We start from the raw sequence: 17,306 nt of genomic DNA, 5'->3' as shown, positions 1-17,306 counted from the left end.
TCCTGTCACTCCTTCGTCAGTTCAATAAATCGTTGAATCATCCGTTGCCCGAGTGGTGTTCCGATTGATTCCGGGTGAAATTGAATCCCGTAAGTCGGGTGATCGCGGTGTTCAAGTGCCATGATCGTTCCGTCTTCTGTCGTGGCGGTGATGTTCAAGACGTCCGGTAATGTGGTCCGCTCGACGATCAAGGAATGATACCGCATGACGTCCAGTTGTTCCGGCAGACCTTCAAACAACCGTCCCGTTTGTCGAATGCTCGATGTTTTACCGTGGCGGATTTCTGATGCTTCAACGACGTTTCCGCCAAATGCTTGCCCAATGGCTTGATGTCCGAGACAGACACCGAGAATCGGAATTTTTCCGGAATACGTCTGGATGACGTCAAGACATATCCCGGCGTCGTTCGGGTTTCCCGGTCCCGGTGATAAGATGATGCCTGCCGGATGTAATTCGGCAATTGCACTCACCTCGATCGCATCATTGCGGATGACTTGTATTTCATCATACGCCGCAGCGTATTGATACAGGTTATAGGTAAAGGAATCGTAATTATCGATCAGTACAATCATTTCCAAACCTCCAGTAAGGATTTCGCTTTATGCAAGGTCTCCTCAAATTCAAGGACAGGATCGGAATCATAGACTATACCCGCTCCAGCCTGAACATACGCTTTTCCGTCTTGGATGACCATCGTCCGGATCGCCAGAGCAAAGTCTAAATTCCCGCTGACATCAAAATAGCCAACCGCCCCAGCATAAACTTCCCGTTTTTTCGTTTCGTATTGATTGATCAACTGCATCGCGCGAATCTTCGGGGCACCCGAGACCGTCCCAGCCGGTAAGCAGGCGACGAGAGCATCGGCTCCCGTCTTCCCTTCCGCGAGTGTCCCTTCGACGACAGAAACGAGATGCATGACATTTTTGAAGCGTTCAATCTCCATTTCCCGTGACACATGGATGCTTCCGATCTGACACACTTGACCTAGATCATTTCGTCCTAAGTCGACGAGCATCCGGTGCTCGGCTTGTTCTTTTTCATCGTGTAACAACTCGTTGGCGAGTGCTTGATCCGCCTGTTTCGTTTTTCCACGCGGTCGTGTTCCGGCAATCGGATTTGTCGTCACGTGCCGTCCTTTGACTTGAATCAAACTTTCTGGAGACGCACCCAGCACGATCACTTCTCCTAGATCGATGTAAAAGAGGTACGGACTCGGGTTGTCCTGCCGGAGTTTCCGGTAAAAGTGGAACGGATCGCCGACGAAGGTCGCATCGAGTCGTTGCGATAACACGAGTTGGAACACATCCCCTTGCCGTATATGTTGTTTCGCCTGTTCGACCAAAGAGAGAAACGTCTCTTTTTCGATTTGTGGTTGGTAGACGATGTTTTCAAGGGGACGCTCAATCCGTGTCTGTTCCCCCGTCCGTTCCAACTGATTTTTACGTGCTTGGAGCCGACGTGTCATCTCTGCCTGGTCCGTCAGTCCCCCGATTGACGTATGGATCAAGTGGACCCGGTGTTCCAAATGATCATACAAGATGATTTCGTCATAAACGGCAAGCAAGGCATCCGGTAAGTTCCGGTCACTGTCCGGCACGGCGCCGATGTTCTCATAGGCACGAATCGCATCATAACCGACATAGCCGATCGCACCGCTCAAGAACGGAAAATCGGTATTTTCGATAGGTCGTGCGACGGCTTGTTGCAGCAGTTGTACCGGGTTGCCTGTTTGCCTGCTTATTTCCTCGGTCCGAAGATTTTGCCGGGTCACTTGGTTCCCTTCCGCCCGAAGCAATTCAACCGGATTGACCCCGATGATCGAATATCTTGCGTGCCCAACGTTCGTCGAACTTTCGAGCAAACATTTTCGTTCCCCTTCGATGTTTAAAAAGATTGAAATCGGAGTCAACTCATCTCCGTTCATCTCTAGTTGCTCCATGATCAGTTCGTCTGTCTCAATCATCCTGTTCGCCTCCTGGTATAAAAAAATCCTCCATACAGCAAATAGCCGTATGGAGGACGATTGACTCGCGGTGCCACCTCACAATTGGAACAACAAACGTTCCCACTCTTCCGATGCGTTTTGACGAGACATCGTAGCCTATGATAACGGGGGCTTCCGTCATGACCTACTTACCGTTCAGTCATGCTCTCATGAGACCATTCATCAAACATCGCTGTACGGAAGTTCCACCTCTCTTCCGCTCTCTGGAACAACGATTTGTTTGACTACTTAACTCATTCATCGATTTACTTATTCAGTTGAATACGAAAAGGGTCTTCGCGCCCATTCATGATAAACATGAAGGACGGGAAGACCCGCGGTACCACCTTCGTTGACTATTACTAGTCCCCTCGAACGAACCGGTTCCCCTGATTCGTCGTCCTCGATAACGGGAGGTAGCCGTCAGAGCCTACTGTAAGTTCGGTCTGATGCTCAGAAGTCCATTCACCTGTTTCCCGATACTGATTCGCACCACCCATCAGCTCTCTTCAATCGTTTCGTAGGTTACTTCTCTTCGTCTTTGCGTCTGTTGTTGTGTAATTGTTTTTTATGTTACGTGGGAAACGGTTTCCTGTCAATACATTTGTCCCAATTAATATAAAGACAATTGATTTGGATCAATCGATTCCAGTGACTGTTTGACCGTCTGGAGGAATTGACCAGCAACGAGTCCGTCAAGTACCCGGTGATCAATCGACATGCACAGATTGACCATATCACGTGCCGCAAACATCCCGTTGACCCAGACCGGACGTTTGACGATCGATTCGACCGACAGAATCGCCGCTTGTGGGAAATTAAGGATTGGTGCTGATTGAATCGAACCAAATGAACCAGTGTTATTGACCGTAAACGTACCACCTTGCATCTCGCTTGATGACAATTTACCAGCCTGTGCCCGTTTACCAAAATCATCGATTGCCCGAGCGAGACCTTTGATGCTGAGTTCATCGGCATGTTTGACGACCGGTACGAACAACGCTTCTTGCGTCGCGACGGCAAGCGACAGATTGATCGCTTTTTTCTGGATGATTTTATCCCCCGCCCATTGCGAATTCATGATCGGATGTTTTTTCAGACCTTCGACCGTTGCCTTCATGAAGAACGGTAAGAACGTCAGTTTGACACCTTCTTGTTTGAAGAATGCATCTTTATGTCGATTACGGGCTTCGACTAAATTTGTCACATCGACTTCAATCATCAACCAAGCATGTGGCGCTTCTTGTTTCGAACGGACCATGTTCGTCGCAATGGCCTGACGGACACCAGCCGTCGGAATTTCGATATCACCGGCTTCCGTCGTGCTCATCGTCGGTTTTGCCGCTTGAGGTCGTACGACTTGCGCCTGTTCCTGTGGTTCTGCTTTCGCTGCCGGAACAGACTCAATCGTCGGTGCTTCGACTGTATCCGGTTGACGAATTTGACCCGTTTCGATGACTTTTAAGAGATCCTTTCGGGTAATCCGTCCGCCTGTTCCTGTTCCTGTCACCTGCTCGAGATTGATCGCATGCTCGGAAGACAATTTCAGAACAGCCGGTGAATACCGTTTTTTCATCGACTGATCACTGGAAACGGGTGTTTCTTCGACAGCTGGAACGGCTTCTTCCGTCGCCGCGACTTCCGTTGAACCGCCGCTGACCTGCAAGGTGACGATGGCTTCTCCGACTTGCAGCGTGTCGCCCTCTTCCGCCAGCAGTTTTTCAATCACACCGTCAAACGACGACGGGACTTCTGCTGTCACTTTATCCGTGATGACTTCGGCAATCGGATCATATTTTTTGACAGTGTCACCTGGTTTGACAAGCCAAAGCGAAATCGTCCCTTCCGTTACGCTCTCACCAAGTTGTGGCATCGTTAAGGTTTCAGTTTTCATGGATGCTTCCCCCTTAGTACGCGTGTAGCGTCCGGATTTTGTCTTCGATCTTTTCACTGGAGACGTTAAAGAATTTTTCCATCGTCGGTGCGTATGGCATCGCCGGTACATCCGGACCACAGAGTCGTTCGATTGGCGCGTCGAGATCAAACAGTGCTTCTTCCGCAATGATCGCCGACACTTCACTCATGACACTGCCTTCTTTATTGTCTTCCGTTACGAGCAGGACTTTCCCCGTTTTCCGGGCTGCTGCGACGACCGCTTCCCGGTCGATCGGATAGACGGTCCGTAAATCCAGAATGTGGACATCGATGCCGTCTTTTTCAAGACGCGTTGCCGCTTCGAGTGCGAATTGGACACAAAGACCATAGGTGATGACCGTTAAATCTTCACCTTCCCGTTTGACATCGGCTTTGCCGATTTCGACGATGTAATCCTCTTCCGGGACTTCGCCTTTCAGGAGACGGTATCCGCGTTTATGTTCAAAGAACAAGACCGGATCGTTTGATCGAATCGCCGCCTTCAGCAATCCTTTGGCATCGTACGGATTAGACGGGATGACGATCTTTAAGCCGGGTGTTGAGTTGAACATCGCTTCGACGGATTGGGAGTGATACAGGGCCCCATGGATTCCGCCACCAAACGGCGCCCGGATGACGATCGGACACGACCAGTCGTTGTTCGAACGATAGCGGATTTTAGCCGCTTCACTGACGATCTGATTGACGGCAGGCATGATGAAATCAGCAAACTGCATCTCAGCAATCGGTCGCATGCCATACATCGCGGCACCGATTCCGACTCCGGCAATCGCACTCTCAGCAAGCGGGGCGTCGATGACGCGTGCCTCCCCAAATTGTTCGAGTAAGCCTTGTGTCGCGCGGAAAACGCCTCCCCGGACACCAACATCTTCACCTAAGATAAATACAGAATCATCTCGTTCCATTTCTTCTTTGATCGCACTATTGATTGCTTCGATTAGACTCAGCGTCGTCATTTCGTTTCCCCCTCATCGTACACGTAACGGAGTGTGTTTTCTGGTGTATCGTAGGCAGCAGCTTCCGCATAAGCGGTTGCTTCATCCACTTCCTGTTCGAGCTGTGCTTCGATGGCTTGCGCCGTCTCTTCCGTCAGGACACCCATTTGAATCAACTTTTCACGGAACAGTTTGACCCCGTCACGTGTTTTCAGTTCAGCCAGTTCTTCTGCTGAGCGATACGATTTGTCGTCATCATCTGATGAATGGGGAACGAGTCGCTCAACTTCGACTTCAATCAAGGTCGGACCGTCACCGCGAAGACCACGCTCACGCGCTTCTTTGACCGCTTTATAGACAGCAAGCGGGTCAATTCCGTCAATCGTCACACCCGGCATACCGTATCCGATCGCCCGGTCGGCGACGTGCTTCGCCGATAATTGTTTCGAAAGTGGTGTTGAAATCGCATATTTATTGTTTTCACAGAACAGAATGACCGGTAATTTATGAATACCGGCAAAGTTTGCTCCTTCATGGAAGTCCCCTTGGTTCGAAGAGCCTTCTCCAAACGAGACGTAAGCGACCAGTGGTTCTTGACGCATCTTCGCAGCGAGGGCAATCCCGACAGCATGCGGAACTTGTGTCGTGACCGGACTCGATCCTGTCACGATGTTTAACGCACGCGAACCGTAATGACCCGGCATCTGACGTCCGCCGGAGTTCGGATCTTCTGCTTTCGCAAAAGCCGATAACATGATGTCACGTGACGTCTGTCCAAAATGCAACACGACGCCAAGATCGCGGTAGTACGGTAAAATATAGTCCGTTCCTTTTTCGAGAGCATACGCTGCACCGACTTGTGCCGCTTCCTGCCCTTGACACGATACAAGAAACGGAATCTTACCCGCCCGGTTCAATTTCCACATCCGCTCATCAATTTTTCGTGCTCGGACCATCGTCTCGAACATTTGAATCGCGTCTTGTTCCGTCAAACCAAGTTCGACGAGTTCTTTAAATTCTATTTTCTCCATCTGTTTTTCCTCCTTAGGCGTGAACCGCTAATCCGTCAACTGCGAGTGCTGCCTCACCGAATGCTTCTGAAAGCGCCGGGTGTGGGTGAACGAGCTGTCCGACTTCCCATGCTGTTGCATTTAAGACGAGCGCCAGACCACCTTCGCTGATCAATTCCGTCGCTTTCGGTCCGACGATATGAACCCCAACCAAATCATCTGTTTTTGCATCCGATACAAGCTTGATGAATCCTGCTGCTTCCCCTTCGATTCGAGCTTTTCCGAGACCGTTAAACGAAAACATCCCCGTTTTGACGTCCAGTCCTGCCGCTTTTGCTTCCGCTTCTGTCAAACCGACGGAAGCCGCTTCCGGCACACTGTAAATACAACGCGGAACAAATGCGTAATTCAGCGGGGTCGTCGAACCATTTACAATCGTCTCGACTGCTTTTGCGCCTTCTGCTGAAGCGACGTGGGCCAGTTGCAGACGTCCGATGACATCACCAATCGCAAAGATGTGATTGTCTTTCGTCCGGAACTCATCATCGACTTGGATGAATCCGTTTTCGACGACGATATTCGTATTTTCAAGCCCGATTCCTTCGACGTTCGCCATCCGACCGATTGCGACCAAAAGCTTATCGGCTGCAAGTGTCGTCTTCTCCCCATTACGGTCGACATCAATCGTCACACCGGACTCGGTTAACTGGAAGCTGTCGCTTTGTGCGGCGGCACTCGTCATGATCTTGACGCCGCGTTTTTTGAGCTGACGGGCGACTTCCCGGCTGACCGCTTGATCTTCCGTCGGTAAAATTCGATCACTGAATTCGACGACCGTGACGGCAACATCAAAATCGGTCAGCATCGATGCCCACTCAATCCCTATGACCCCACCACCAATGATGACGATCGACTCGGGTAAAGCGTTCATGTCGAGTGCTTCGTCTGAACTGAGGACGTATTCTGAATCAAATGCCAGACCAGTTAGCGGACGTGGACGTGAACCCGTCGCAACAATCAGCTGGCGTGGTAAAATCAATTCTCCGTCGCCTTCTTCGGGCTCTACGCTGATCGTTCCCGGCATCGGTGAAAAGATACTTGGTCCAAGAATCGAACCGCGACCGTGAAAGACTTCAATTTTTCCTTTTTTCATCAGATGCTGGATCCCGGATTCAAGACCATCGATGATGTCTTGTTTCCGTTGTTTGACCTGTTCGAACCGTAAAAACGATTCCGGTACGTCGACGCCATATGTAGCGGCGTGTTTGACTGTCTGGTAAACCGCTGCCGACTTTAAAAATGCTTTGGACGGGATACATCCACGATGCAGACAGGTTCCCCCGAGTTTCCCTTGTTCTACGATTGCTACCGTCTTCCCGGCTTGCGCAGCTCGAATCGCTGCAACATATCCACCGGGACCACCACCTAGGACAACGACGTCGAATTCTCTAGCCATGTTGGTTCGCCTCCATATTCCTTCACTTGTTCCTCTTGACGCAGTACACGTAACACACCTTCTGCGAGCGCACGTAACTCATCTTCCCCCGGTATCCGAACGACCGGTCCCAGATGGGCAACCCGTTCCTCGATTGCCGTTGTTAGTCGGTCACTGTATGCTAAACCACCCGTTAAGAGAATGGCATCGACCTGACCATATAAAACAGCACTTTGGGCTGCGATTTCTTTTGCAACTCGATAAGCCATTGCGTCATATAATAAAGCAGCCTTTTCGTCTCCTGCATCAATCCGGCGTTCGATTTCAATTGCATCGTATGTGCCTAAGTGCGCGACAAGTCCGCCTGACCCAACGACCAGACGCTTCATTTCTTCGAGTTTATACTTGGTACTATAACATAGTTCTACTAGTTGACCAACAGGTAAGGAACCGCTTCGTTCCGGCGAAAATGACCCTTCTCCGTCCAACCCATTGTTGACATCAACCACACGTCCATTGAGATGGGCACCGACCGTAATTCCACCACCCATATGCGCAACGATCAGACGCAATTGTTCATACGGTGTTTCGATATCCTTGGCATATCGTTTTGCGACGGCCTTTTGATTCAAGGCATGAAAAATACTTTTCCGTTCAAGTTCAGGCAAGCCTGTAATCCGGGCAATCGGTTCGAGTTCGTCCACGACGACCGGATCGACGATAAATGCCGGAATCGAGAGTGATTGACCAATCTCATCGGCGAGCAGACCACCGAGATTTGAAGCATGGACGCCAAACGTCCCGTTTAACAGATCGTCCCGCATGTCTTGATTGACTTTGTAGGTCCCACTGACGAGTGGACGAAGCAGACCACCACGCCCAACGATTGCCGTAAGCGCTTTCAATTCAATCTGTTCGTGTTCCAACACATCGAGGACGACTTGGCGTCTGATGTTCAGCTGATCTGAAAGCGGTCCTCCGACCGCTTCAGCTGAATGGCGCAACGTTTTCGTAAACACTTGTTCTGTTCCATCAAAAATCCCGATTTTCGTTGACGTCGAACCCGGATTGATGGTTAAAATACGTTCGCTCATTAAAATCCTCCTCTTATCCGCGTGATCCTAAGATGTTTTTATCGCGACGTAAAAATTGGCTCCGGGCACTGCCCATCGTCGCAATCCGTTCTTCTGCCATCTTTTCTGCTGCCCGGTATGTCGGCAGATGATCGCGTTTCGCGATTTCGATGACTTTTGAGACTGCATCGTAGACGAGTTCGACTTTCTTCATCGCCCGCTCACGGTTGTATCCGTCGAGTTCGTCAGCTACGTTGATGACACCACCCGCGTTGATGACGAAATCTGGTGCATAGAGAATACCGCGTTCTTGTAACATATCACCGTGACGATCTTCTTTCAGTTGGTTGTTTGCTGCACCAGCGATGATTTTGACTTTCAGTTGCGGAATCGTCTCATCGTTGAGTGTCGCACCGAGTGCACAAGGTGCAAAAATATCAGCATCGACACCGTAGATTTCATCGGGTCCAACGACCAAGGCACCAAACGCTTCTTCCGCGCGGCGTAACGCATCTTGATTGATGTCCGTGACAATCAATTTTGCGCCTTCTTCGTGCAGGTGACGGCATAAGTTGAAGGCAACATTACCGACTCCTTGAATCGCAATCGTTTTACCGCCAAGCGAATCCGTTCCGTACACTTCTTTCGCTGCTGCTTTCATCCCGCGATAAACACCGTATGCCGTGACTGGTGATGGGTTACCACTTGATCCAAAGGCCGGACTGACACCTGTTACGAAGTCTGTTTCCATGTGAATGTAATCCATATCAGCAACTGTCGTATTGACGTCTTCCGCTGTGATGTAACGCCCGTTCAACGACTGGACATACCGTCCAAACGCCCGGAACAATGCTTCTGATTTTTGTGTTTTTGCATCGCCGATAATGACGGCTTTTCCGCCGCCGAGGTTTAATCCAGCTGCTGCGTTTTTATACGTCATCCCTTTTGCTAAACGGAGGGCATCAATCAAAGCTTCTTCATCCGACGCATAGTTCCACATACGGAGACCACCGAGTGCTGGACCAAGTGTCGTATCATGAATTGCGATGATTGCTTTTAGACCTGAGACCTTATCGTGACAAAAGACGACCTGTTCGTAATCTTCCATAGCCATTGTTTCAAAGATGCTGAATCGTGCTTCTACGTTTGTTTCTACCATTATGAGTTCCCCCTTAGATTGTCTGTGTGAGCTTTTTTGTAGGTTGGGCATTGAGTAAGGCAAAGGCTAATGAATACAATTTTGCTTCTGCTGTATCCGCTCGACTTGTTAAAACGACAGGTGCCTTCGCTCCGACTAAAATTGCCGCGACGGATGCCTGCGCAAAGTACATCAACGATTTGTAAATCACGTTTCCGACCTCGATTTGGGGAACGACAAGAAGATCAGCTGCCCCTGCAACGTCTCCCGTCAGTCCCTTTTGTTTCGCCGCTTCTAAATTGACCGCATTATCAAGGGCAAGTGGACCGTCAACAAGGCAATCCTTGATCTGTCCGCGCCGATTCATCTGTGTGAGCAGTGCCGCATCGATGGTCGCCTGCATCGTCGGGTTGACGACTTCGACCGCTGCTAAAACAGCAACTTTTGGTAACGTATAGCCAATCGCCCGCAGTGCCGTCACTCCGTTTTCAATGATGTGGACTTTGTCTTCAAGCGTTGGTGCGATATGGATGGCGGCATCCGTCAGTCCGATAGCCGTTTCCCGGCCAGGTACTTCAAATAGTGCCACGTGGGACAATACGTTTCCTGAACGTAAGCCGGTTTCCTTGTTCAATACGGCTTTCATGAACGTCGCTGTTGGTACAAGACCCTTCATCAAGACATCCGCATCCCCTTTACGAACGGCATAGGTTGCTCGTTCTGCGGCTTCTTGTGCAGTAGCTGTATGTGTGATGACGAATTGTGACTCACTTAACTTTCGATCATGAATCATTTTTTGGATACGTGTCGCATCCCCGAACAAATGAAAACGAGCTAATTCATTTTCAATCGCTAGCGACACGGCATCCATGACTTCCTCATCGTCCGCTGACGCGATTGCGACAACGGAATCTTCAAGACGTGCTGCTTGTCGTACCATTTGATCAAACCTCAAGTCATTACCCCCTTACCTGTCATTCTCTTTATTTAACAGCAATTTTCATGCCAATCTAGAATCGACGCCCTACTTGGTTTCTTCTCTTTTAATTTTGCATGGAATTGCATTTTTTGCAATATGTTGCACGCAAAGTTTTGCAATTCAACATTGAATGTTAAACCGTTCGACCTTGTAGTAGAGCGCGCGTAAAGAAATTCCTAACTGTTTGGCTGCTTCCGTCTTATTGCCGTTGACGACATCAAGGGCTTCACGAATTAATTGTTCTTCGACATAAGACATCTCATCTGAAAGATGTTTAATTTCTTTTTTTGGTCGTTCGGAACGTTTCGGAGTCACGGGTACAACCAGTTGAAGGTGCCCTTTTCGTAAGACTTGTTCTGTTTTATCTGTAAAAATCAAAGCACGTCCAATGACGTTTTCCAACTCACGGACATTCCCCTTCCACGTCTGTTTTCGAATCGCTTCAAGTGCGTCTTCCGAAATCCGCTCGACGGATCGGCCGTAACTTTGATTGAGTTTGCGAAGCAAGTGGGTGGCGAGTGGTGACAGATCGTCTGGCCGTTCACGTAAGGCGGGAATGTGAATCGGTAAACGATTGATCCGATAGTACAAGTCTTCCCGGAATTCGCCGGTAATGATTTTTTGTTCGAGATTGGCATTCGTTGCCGCGATAATCCGGACATCGACCGGAACAGCTTTTGTTCCGCCGACCCGGACGACTTCATTTTCCTGTAAGACCCTTAATAATTTGGCTTGGACGTCAAGCGGCAATTCACCGATTTCATCTAAAAACAACGACCCCCCGTGCGCTTCCTCAAAATAGCCTCTTTTACCGCCACGACGTGCTCCTGAAAATGCCCCTTCTTCGTAACCAAATAATTCACTTTCAAGTAAACTTGGTGCAATGGCGGCACAGTTGACCCGAACAAATTGTTCATATCTCCGGTCGCTCGCCGCATGAATCGCATGGGCAAACAATTCCTTCCCCGTCCCGGATTCCCCACGAATCAAGACGTTAACAGGCATAGTTGCCGCTAGTTTGGCTTGGTCCACGACAAAACGCATCGGTTCGCTTTCCGCAATGATGTCATCGAAGGTGTACTTCGCTTCTAACGTTCGAATTTTTTGTTTCGCGGCCTTGAGTTCCTTTGCAAGCGCCTTCATTTCGGAAATATCACGGATGACCCCGACAGAGCCTCTGACTTGTCCATCAACGACGACCGGAGCCGCATTGACGATGATGTCCCGCCGATCTTGTCCAATCTTCATCCGCGCATCGCGTACACTTTCCCCAGTTTCAAGCACCCGTAAATGAACCGATTCCTGCATCCCGATATCGGCACTCGCCGGTTTACCGATCACATCCTGTTCGGTATACCCCGTCATGCGGGTATACGCTGGATTGATTAACATCGTTTCACCGGCTTGATCCGCTACAGAAATCGCTTCACTCGTACAGTGAATGATCGCTTCTAGCATACGTTCTTTTTCTGCCAGACGTTCAAGTAAAACGCGGACGAACTCTCCCGGTAACACCGCGGCTTCCGGGAAAAAATGAATCAATTGTTCAAGCACCCCGTGTTCTCCGGTGGCGTCAATGATAAAATCAATCGCTGTTCCTTCAAAAGCCGTCCATGTCGTCTCGACACGGATTTGTCCTCGTTTGGCGAGCTGGACTCCGATTGCGTGTTCATTCGGATCAACGACCCCGATGACCGTCAACAATGGTGAGCGTTGAAAAGCATGCAGTACTTCTGTCCCACCATGCCCAGCACCCACAATCAAGAGATGATGCATTATGATTCCCCCTTTGAAACTGCTTACATCTTTATCCTACTCGTATTAAAACAGGAGGGCAAATCCAATTCGCAGTCTCGCTTCTTTTCTGATACAATACGCTTGGAAAGGGGTCACACTCATGCGAATCATCGGCTTATTATCTTTACTCATTCCTGGAATCATTGGCGCCATCGGGATCAAACTCATGCGGGATAGTGTTTTCTTAATTGCCCAGTTTCCCTTCCATTACCTGGGGGACTCTGCCTATGTATATGTGTTGCAAGGGGTTAGTGGATTAGTCTTAGCCATCGGCGGGATTGGTTTTGTCGCCGGTTATGTCTTTTACCGTGACCGCAAACGGGGGAAAGTATCCGAGCGGTATCAAAAAAAATAAGCACACAAAAAGGTCCCCATCTCTTGAACTCATTTCAAGCGCGGGACCTTTTATTCGTATAAAGTTGGTTTCACTTACGGATGAACTCCTCTCATAGTAGAACTATTCGTGTACTTCAAAACCATAGGTTGTCCTCTTAATGAAGAGGTTGAAAGAAATCAGATCTGGCTATCGAGCGATCGATAGAACGGTAAAACGACTCCATTATCTGACTTTACTTGGACCTAGGTGAAGCGTAATGTCATCCGCTTGAAGCAGTCGATCATTCGGTTGCTAACATTCACTGCTAGACAACACTCCTTTTCACGAACTGTACTTGTTTCTGGTCTTGCTTGGTCTTGCTTGGTCTTGCTTGGTCTTGCTTGGTCTTTCTTTTTTTTTTTTTTTGTTTTGTTTTGTCTTGCTTGGTCTTGCTTGGTCTTGCTTGGTCTTCGTGTTGCTTTGGACGTTTAATTTACGTTACCCTCCACTTTTCCCTTGCTTCGAAATCGTGGAGCCTCATACCTATTCGAGATGTCTCATCTGAAAAAGATATGAATTGCCTTGGTATAAAAAAACTACCAAGAGAATGTCGTCCATCATCCTTGAGCCGTTTACAGGTGGCGTCCTGAGATGAAGTGTGTTGAATGGTTTTCCGGGAACCAATTCGACTCGACGTTCATCTAACGTCTTTCCAAATCATTTGGTACCTTTATTATAACAAATATTTTAGTTTGTGCAACATATATTTAATGAATATTTATTTTTATTTTTTAATGTAATAGAAGTAGCTGGACCCGATAAAGTAATCCAGGTCCAGCCACTTCGTTTTATTCTCATCTGTTTGCTCAAGATCCATTCATATGACTCGATACATAGGAAATGAATTCTGAGTTTTTAGGACTTTTCTGTTGTTCGATCCGTCCCGTAAACAAGATATGTTCGCTCATGCCCTCTTTCCAAGCTGATTTAATCGCATGGCGCATTGCCCGTTCCACGCGGGACGAAGTCGTTTGATGTTTCTTCGCGATCATCGGATACAATTCCTTTGTAATCAATCCCAATAGATCTTCCCGTTCCAATACCATCAGGACGGCATCTTTTAGATAGGTGAACCCTTTGATATGCGGGGCAATTCCGATTTCTCGTAAAGTAGTCCCGACTTTCGTTTCAACCGGCTCAACCTGGTTTGTCTGGACGCCATGTACGACTAGACGAATTTTATTGACGAGTTGATCCAAACTGAACGGCTTTAATAAAAAGTACGCGGCCCCAAGTGAAACGGCCTGTTGAGATACTTCGTCCTTACCAAATGCACTCAACATGATCACGGCCGGACTGTTTTTATGTTTCGCCAAGGCTTCTAGAACTCCAAGCCCATCTAGATGCGGCATGATGATGTCTAATAACAGGACATCCGTCTCTATCTGTTCTAATTTTTCAAGACAACTCTCCCCATTGTATGCGACACATACCACTTCCATGTCTTCTTGAACAGCTAGATGTTGACGAATCAATTCGACCATTTCTTGGTTGTCATCCGCAATCCCGACTCTAATCAATCGTTACACCCCATTTTTAAGCGATTCCTTCGTGTTCATTGCTTGCTCCATTAATTCTTCTGCGTGACGTAACGTCAAATCCGTCATGTGTGTCCCGGAAATCATCCGCCCTAGTTCATTACCACGCTCTGCGTCCGTCAAGACGTTGACTTGTGTCGTCGTCCGATCCGTCTCTTCGATTTTTCGAATGTACAGATGTTGATCGGCAATTGAAGCGACTTGAGGCAGGTGGGTGATGCATAACACCTGGCTATCAATTGACAGACGATAGATTTTCTCCGCCATCGCTTGGGCGACACGTCCTGACACACCTGTATCGACTTCATCAAAGATGATTGAGGCGACGCCAACCGAACGGGAGAAAATCGATTTGAGACCAAGCATGATCCGAGACAATTCCCCACCCGACGCTACTTTCCCGAGCGATTTAAACGGTTCACCGGCATTGGTCATGATATAGAATTCGACGAAATCAATTCCATTTTTCCGCAGGACTGGTGCTTTTCCGTCCTGCAGGAACCGGATTTCAAATCGCGCTTTTTCCATATAGAGCTGACGTAATTCAAGATGAATCGCTTCACCTAAAAGATGTGATGCCTGTCGTCGTACTTGCGATAACTCGCTGCCGATTTCAAACAACTCAGATTCTAACTGTTCGACTTCCACTTTCAAGTTTTCGATTCGCTCGTCTCGATTGGTCATCGTATCTAGCTCGATGCTGATTTTTTCACCATATGCGATGACTTCTTCAATCGTCGCTCCGTATTTCCGTTTTAGTTGTTGAAAGACCGACAAACGTAGTTCGATCTCATCCAACCGGTTCGAGTCAAACTCTAACGTCTCGAGTTGATCACGAATCGCATACCCAACCTCTTCAAGGGCGTAAAACGCATTGGCAAGTGTATCGCTTTGCCCGGAGAATTCGTCATCGATGCTTGCCGCTTGCTGAAGCTCACGCATCGCGTCACTAACGGAATCGATACCTCGTCGTTCCTCGTGCAACGCATCATAAGCAGCGCTCAGAGACGCATGGAGTTTTTCGAAGTTCGCCAAACGATTTCGTTCGCTTAAGAGTTCTTCTTCTTCCCCCTTACGCAGTTTAGCACTGTCGATCTCTTCCGTTTGAAAGGATAGTAAATCGATTCGCTGTGCCAATGCCTGTTCACTTTGCGCAAGTGCTTGTAAGGCGTTGCGCTTTTCTTCATACAGTTGAAAACGCGCCTGGTATTTCTCAAGAATCGGAGCAATCGTCTCATACCCAAAGTCATCTAAAATCGTTTGATGATACGTACTCTCCATCAAATGTTGATGCTCATGTTGACCATGTAAGTCGACAAGGACACGTCCGAATTCCCGTAGGATCGTCAACGTGACTAATTTATGGTTCACCCGACAAACACTTTTTCCAGAAGCAAACAAATCACGCCGCAAGATGATCATGCCATCTTCCATATCGATACCGTATTCTTCTGCTAACGTATAGGCCATATGCCCCTCTTCGATCATGAACAGTCCTTCAAGCTCAGCTTTGTCTTCACCATAACGGACAAATTCGGCAGATCCACGCCCACCAATCAATAATCCAATCGCATCCAGGACAATCGATTTCCCGGCGCCCGTCTCTCCGGTCAATACCGTCATCCCTTTTTTAAAATCAATCTGTAGCTGGTCAATGATCGCAAATTGTTTAATCGATAATTCAGCTAACATCATGTCAACTCCTTAAAGCATCCCTAAGATACGTTCCGTCACTTCTTTTGCTGCCTCTTCATTCCGTGTAATCATCAGTATCGTATCATCCCCACAGACCGTACCGAGCAGCTCCGTCCAATTTAAATGATCAAAGAGGACACCTAATGCATTCGCGTTACCCGGCAAGACATGCATGACAATCAAATTTTGAGCAGAATCAATCGAGATGAAGCTATCACCGAGTAACCGTCGCAACTTCCCAAGTGGATTAAATCGCTGATCGGCAGGCAGACTGTATTTATAACGCCCATCGTTTAGCGGTACCTTTACAAGATGTAGTTCCTTGATGTCTCGCGAGACAGTCGCCTGCGTTACTTTATACCCTGCATTTCGAAGTTCCTCGACTAACTCATCCTGTGTCTCGATTTCTGACTGCGTAATGATTTCCCGAATCTTGATTAACCGTTGCCCCTTTGTCATCCTTGCACCTCACAGTTTTTCTTCACTGATACTATTGTAATCCAATAATTCGATAAAAGTCCATGCTTGCCCTATGCATTCGCTCCAAAATCAAAAGCAGACTTCATCATCACGACGAAGTCTGCTTTGAATGGGTTCGACTTATAACGCGGCATGTGCCAAACGAACCGTTTCGACTGGATCAACTGACGTATCCATTCCCGGCGTGTCGAGTTGTGCATGCAAAAGAAACTCAATGTTTCCTTCGCCCCCGGTAATCGGTGAAAAATCGAGCTGTTTGACGTAAAAACCTTCCCGAACAAAGAAATCGACCATCTCTTTGAGCACCCGACCATGAATCCGTTCATCCCGAACGATCCCCTTTTTACCAACATCGTCACGCCCCGCTTCAAACTGTGGTTTGACGAGCGCAATGACATCCCCACCCTGAGCTAGAATGGCTTTTAAGGGCGGAAGAATCAATCGCAAGGAAATGAACGATACATCAATGGTCGCAAAGCTTGGCTGAATTGAAAACATGTCTGGCGTCGCATGGCGGAAATTTGTTTTCTCCATTGCCGTCACACGATCGTCCGAACGTAATTTCCAGTCCAGTTGATTTGACCCGACATCAAGCGCATACATATGGGCAGCTCCGTTTTGTAAGGCACAATCCGTGAAACCGCCTGTTGAAGAGCCGATATCAAGACCAATCCTTGCCGACACATCGATATCGAACATAGCAAGTGCCTTCTCCATCTTGAACCCACCACGCCCGACATAGGGCATGACTTGACCTTTGACGGTCAAATCAATATCCGATTTGACCTTTTCACCGGCCTTCTCCAAACGTTCTGTGCCACTAAAGACAAGCCCCGCCATAATCGTCCGTTTTGCTTTTTCACGTGTTTCACATAGACCCCGCTCGACGAGTAAGACGTCGAGGCGGATTTTTTTTACAGTTTCCATGAAT

Annotated in this window: 15 protein-coding genes and 2 other annotated features; of the genes, 1 reads left to right on the top strand and 14 read right to left on the bottom strand. The window is 48.3% G+C overall.

Annotation, left to right across the window (positions count from 1 at the left end; translation table 11 throughout):
* Positions 1-5: 5 nt before the first annotated feature.
* The 10 genes from BLD48_RS01140 to BLD48_RS01095 form a co-directional block, all read right to left on the bottom strand.
* Positions 6-572, bottom strand: a complete 567-nt coding sequence (locus BLD48_RS01140) for an anthranilate synthase component II (protein WP_071498582.1) — start codon at positions 570-572, stop codon at positions 6-8.
* Positions 569-1,963 (bottom strand): anthranilate synthase component I, encoded by a 1,395-nt coding sequence (gene trpE / locus BLD48_RS01135; RefSeq protein WP_071498581.1) that lies wholly within the window; start codon positions 1,961-1,963, stop codon positions 569-571. Before trpE ends, BLD48_RS01140 begins: the two co-directional genes overlap by 4 nt.
* Before the next feature lie 49 nt (positions 1,964-2,012).
* Positions 2,013-2,255 (bottom strand) — a binding site (T-box leader).
* Between the two features lie 47 nt (positions 2,256-2,302).
* Positions 2,303-2,535 (bottom strand) — a binding site (T-box leader).
* Positions 2,536-2,597: 62 nt separating this feature from the next.
* Positions 2,598-3,878 carry a dihydrolipoamide acetyltransferase family protein gene (locus BLD48_RS01130; protein ID WP_071498580.1) on the bottom strand — a complete coding sequence of 427 codons (1,281 nt, stop codon included), beginning with the start codon at positions 3,876-3,878 and terminating at the stop codon, positions 2,598-2,600.
* Positions 3,879-3,891: 13 nt separating this feature from the next.
* A complete protein-coding gene (locus tag BLD48_RS01125; RefSeq protein ID WP_071498579.1) occupies positions 3,892-4,875 on the bottom strand; it encodes an alpha-ketoacid dehydrogenase subunit beta in 984 nt (327 codons plus the stop codon).
* Positions 4,872-5,885, bottom strand: coding sequence for a thiamine pyrophosphate-dependent dehydrogenase E1 component subunit alpha (locus BLD48_RS01120; protein WP_071498578.1), 1,014 nt, complete (start codon positions 5,883-5,885; stop codon positions 4,872-4,874). Before BLD48_RS01120 ends, BLD48_RS01125 begins: the two co-directional genes overlap by 4 nt.
* 13 nt (positions 5,886-5,898) lie before the next feature.
* Entirely contained in the window at positions 5,899-7,320 is a 1,422-nt protein-coding gene (gene lpdA / locus BLD48_RS01115; RefSeq protein WP_071498577.1) for a dihydrolipoyl dehydrogenase, read from the bottom strand.
* The gene (gene buk, locus BLD48_RS01110) at positions 7,290-8,393 is read right to left on the bottom strand and encodes a butyrate kinase (RefSeq protein ID WP_071498576.1); all 1,104 of its coding nucleotides are present in this window, start codon (positions 8,391-8,393) and stop codon (positions 7,290-7,292) included. Before buk ends, lpdA begins: the two co-directional genes overlap by 31 nt.
* 13 nt (positions 8,394-8,406) lie before the next feature.
* Positions 8,407-9,531 (bottom strand): Glu/Leu/Phe/Val family dehydrogenase, encoded by a 1,125-nt coding sequence (locus tag BLD48_RS01105; RefSeq protein ID WP_071498575.1) that lies wholly within the window; start codon positions 9,529-9,531, stop codon positions 8,407-8,409.
* Positions 9,532-9,544: 13 nt separating this feature from the next.
* A complete protein-coding gene (gene yqiS / locus BLD48_RS01100; protein WP_071498574.1) occupies positions 9,545-10,465 on the bottom strand; it encodes a phosphate butyryltransferase in 921 nt (306 codons plus the stop codon).
* 144 nt (positions 10,466-10,609) lie between these two features.
* Complete coding sequence (locus tag BLD48_RS01095; RefSeq protein WP_071498573.1) at positions 10,610-12,265, bottom strand: sigma 54-interacting transcriptional regulator; 1,656 nt, start codon at positions 12,263-12,265, stop codon at positions 10,610-10,612.
* Positions 12,266-12,386: 121 nt separating this feature from the next.
* Between BLD48_RS01095 and BLD48_RS01090 the strand changes: the two genes are divergently transcribed.
* Positions 12,387-12,641: a DUF2627 family protein gene (locus BLD48_RS01090; protein WP_071498572.1), complete on the top strand. Its 255-nt coding sequence runs from the start codon at positions 12,387-12,389 to the stop codon at positions 12,639-12,641.
* Between the two features lie 827 nt (positions 12,642-13,468).
* Here the strand turns inward: BLD48_RS01090 and spo0A are convergent.
* The 4 genes from spo0A to BLD48_RS01070 form a co-directional block, all read right to left on the bottom strand.
* The gene (gene spo0A / locus BLD48_RS01085) at positions 13,469-14,182 is read right to left on the bottom strand and encodes a sporulation transcription factor Spo0A (RefSeq protein WP_083412213.1); all 714 of its coding nucleotides are present in this window, start codon (positions 14,180-14,182) and stop codon (positions 13,469-13,471) included.
* Positions 14,183-14,185: 3 nt separating this feature from the next.
* Positions 14,186-15,892 carry a DNA repair protein RecN gene (gene recN / locus BLD48_RS01080; RefSeq protein ID WP_071498571.1) on the bottom strand — a complete coding sequence of 569 codons (1,707 nt, stop codon included), beginning with the start codon at positions 15,890-15,892 and terminating at the stop codon, positions 14,186-14,188.
* A 12-nt stretch (positions 15,893-15,904) separates the two neighbouring features.
* On the bottom strand, positions 15,905-16,354 hold the full coding sequence (gene ahrC / locus BLD48_RS01075; protein ID WP_071498570.1) for a transcriptional regulator AhrC/ArgR: 450 nt from the start codon (positions 16,352-16,354) through the stop codon (positions 15,905-15,907).
* A gap of 141 nt (positions 16,355-16,495) precedes the next feature.
* On the bottom strand, positions 16,496-17,302 hold the full coding sequence (locus BLD48_RS01070) for a TlyA family RNA methyltransferase (RefSeq protein ID WP_071498569.1): 807 nt from the start codon (positions 17,300-17,302) through the stop codon (positions 16,496-16,498).
* Positions 17,303-17,306 lie beyond the last annotated feature (4 nt).

The sequence above is a fragment of the Exiguobacterium sp. KRL4 genome (assembly GCF_001870785.1).
Lineage (GTDB): Bacteria > Bacillota > Bacilli > Exiguobacteriales > Exiguobacteriaceae > Exiguobacterium_A.
This window is presented reverse-complemented; position numbering and strand designations above follow the sequence as displayed.